This window comes from Novosphingobium sp. 11B, assembly GCF_054589055.1.
This window is the reverse complement of sequence record NZ_BAAILP010000211.1, coordinates 22,425-24,979: the sequence shown is the minus strand read 5'-3', so window position 1 is coordinate 24,979 and position 2,555 is coordinate 22,425. Positions and strand designations below refer to the sequence as shown.

Sequence of the window (2,555 nt, the reverse complement as noted above, 5' to 3'; positions counted from 1 at the left end):
AGCAATCCAGGGCAGTATGAGCCGCCCTGGATTGCTTCGCTACGCTCGCAATGACGAGAGGGGGTGGGTCATGTCACTCCGCCGGTTCGCTCACCTTCAGCACGCCGCGCCGGATCTGGTCGCGCTCCATGCTCTCGAACAGGGCCTTGAAGTTGCCGTTGCCGAAGCCGTCGTCGCCGCGCCGTTCGATGAACTCGAAGAACACCGGCCCGACGCGCGCTTCGGCGAAGATCTGCAGCAGCAGGCGGGGCCGGCCGCCTTCGACCGTGCCGTCGAGCAGGATGCCGCGCATCTTCAGCGCCTCGACCGGCTGGCCGTGGCCGGGCAGGCGCTCCTCCAGCATCTCGTAGTAGGTCTCGGGCGGGGCGGTCATGAACGGCACGCCGAGCGCCTTCAGCTTGTCCCACGCGCCGAGAAGATCGTCGCAGATCAGCGCGATATGCTGGATGCCCTCGCCGTTGAAAGCGCGCAGGAATTCGTCGATCTGGCCCTTCCCGCCCTCGGCTTCCTCGTTGAGCGGGATGCGGATCTTGCCGTCGGGCGCCGTCAGCGCGCGGCTGGTGAGGCCGGTGTATTCGCCCTTGATGTCGAAGTAGCGGATCTCGCGGAAATTGAAGAGCTTCTCGTAATAGTCCACCCAGTAGGCCATGCGCCCGCCGTAGACGTTGTGCGTCAGGTGATCGATCTCGGCAAAGCCCGCGCCCGCCGGGTGGCGATCGACGCCGGGCAGGTAATCGAAGTCGATGTCGTAGATCGACAGCGCGCCGTCCCCGCCGCGCTCGTAGCGGTCGATCAGGTAGATGATCGAATTGCCGATGCCGCGAATGCCCGGCAGGTGCAGTTCCATCGGCCCGGTCGCTACCTGCACCGGCTCGGCCGAGCGTGCCAGCAATTCTGCATAGGCGGCGCGCGCATCGCGCACGCGAAAGCCCATGCCGCAGGCCGACGGGCCATGTTCGCGGCTGAAGAACCACGCGGGGCTGCCGGGTTCATAATTGGTGATGAAGTTGATCGAACCCTGCCGCCACAGTTCCACATCCTTGGAGCGGTGGCGCGCAATCCGGGTGAAGCCCATGGCCTCGAACACCGGCTCCAGCACGCCCTTGTCCGGCGCGGAGAATTCCACGAACTCGAACCCGTCGAGACCGATGGGATTGTCGAAAAGGTCGGTCATGCGAGTGCTCCTATCGGGGTTTCTTGCGGCAGCGCTTCGCCTGCCGGTAGCGGCGGTTCGTGCCGCCAGGTTTCGTAGACGGGGCCGAAATCGAGGCTGACGAGCGCCTCGATCAGTTGCGGCAGGCTTTCGAGGACGAAGTAGGTCTTCTGGAAGCTGTCGATCATGTATCCCGTGCGCATCACCCGCACCGGGTCGAACGGCAGGCGCAGCACCTCGCGGTCCTCGATCGCAAAGCGCGTCTCGCCCGCAGACGAGATGATCCCCGCGCCGAAGACTTTCAGGGCGCCGTCCTCCCGCACCAGTCCGAACTCGATGGTGTACCAGTAGATGCGCGCCAGCATGTCCAGCGCGCCCATCGCCATCGCCCGTGCCCCGGCCTTGCCGTAAAGCTCCAGGAAATCGGCGATGGTCGGATCGAGCAGCATCGGCACGTGGCCGAAGAAATCGTGGAAGACGTCCGGCTCGGCGAGGTAGTCCAGCTCGTGCTCCTCGCGCAGCCAGCGGGTCACCGGGAAGCGGCGGTGCGCGAGGTGGTCGAAGAACACCGCATCGGGGATGAAGCCGGGCACCGCCACCAGCCGCCAGCCGGTCGCCGCCTGAAGCACGCGGTTGGCGTCGGCGAAGCGCGGGATGCCCTCGGCGCAGTCCAGCCGTGCCAGCCCCTCGCGGAACGATGCGCAGGCATGGGTGCGGACCAGCGCGGACTGGCGCGCGTAGAGGCGGCGCCAGCGCGCATGCATCTCCGGGGTGTAGTCATGCCAGTCCTGCGCGACGGTATAGTCGTCGGCGGCCCGGTCATACTCTCCCCGAAGGCCGCTGTTTGACGTGATCGTCGACGGCTTCTTCATAGGAGTACAATACCAGAGGCCCCGCGTCAGTTCCGTGCGATTGCGAGGGCATAGAGACGTGCTATTGGTGGAATCACCCAATAAAACCAGCCTAGAGAGGTGATCGGTGCAACTGGACGAATTCGATCGCGGGATCATCGCGGCGTTGCAGGAAGATGCGCGCATGCCGGTGGCGCAAGTGGCGGAGCGGGTGGCGCTTTCCGCAACGCCGGTCAGCCGCCGCATCAAGCGGCTGGAGGATGAAGGCGTGATCCGGGGCTATGTACCTGTGCTCGACCCGAGGCGGCTGGGCTTCGAGCTGGAGGCCTACGTACTCATCAACCTCGTCGCCCATGTGGATGAGAACATCGCCCGGTTCGAGCAGGCGATCGCCGACAATCCCTACGTGATCGCCTGCCATGCGGTGACCGGGGACATGGACTATCTGGTCCGGGTGATCGCGCGCAACGTGGAGCATCTCTCGCAGATCACGCTGCGCACCTTGCTGCGGATCCCGGGGGTGCGCGACGTGAAGTCGATCATCGTGCTGG

Annotated in this window: 3 protein-coding genes; 1 reads left to right on the top strand and 2 read right to left on the bottom strand. The window is 65.4% G+C overall.

Annotated elements, in window-relative coordinates; translation table 11 throughout:
* Positions 1-73: 73 nt before the first annotated feature.
* Together hppD and phhA are read right to left on the bottom strand one after the other, a co-directional pair.
* Positions 74-1,174 (bottom strand): 4-hydroxyphenylpyruvate dioxygenase, encoded by a 1,101-nt coding sequence (gene hppD, locus ACYPYD_RS19360; protein ID WP_459664927.1) that lies wholly within the window; start codon positions 1,172-1,174, stop codon positions 74-76.
* On the bottom strand, positions 1,171-2,025 hold the full coding sequence (phhA, locus tag ACYPYD_RS19355; protein ID WP_459664924.1) for a phenylalanine 4-monooxygenase: 855 nt from the start codon (positions 2,023-2,025) through the stop codon (positions 1,171-1,173). Before phhA ends, hppD begins: the two co-directional genes overlap by 4 nt.
* Before the next feature lie 106 nt (positions 2,026-2,131).
* On the opposite strand from phhA, the gene ACYPYD_RS19350 reads away from it, so the two are divergent.
* Positions 2,132-2,555: Lrp/AsnC family transcriptional regulator (locus ACYPYD_RS19350; protein WP_459664922.1), on the top strand; the 424-nt coding region annotated here is incomplete at its 3' end.

Excerpts from the sequence above, each read along its gene's own strand:
- hppD (WP_459664927.1), bottom strand. The coding sequence starts at position 1,174 with ATGACCGACCTTTTCGACAATCCCATCGGTCTCGACGGGTTCGAGTTC.
- phhA (WP_459664924.1), bottom strand. The coding sequence starts at position 2,025 with ATGAAGAAGCCGTCGACGATCACGTCAAACAGCGGCCTTCGGGGAGAG.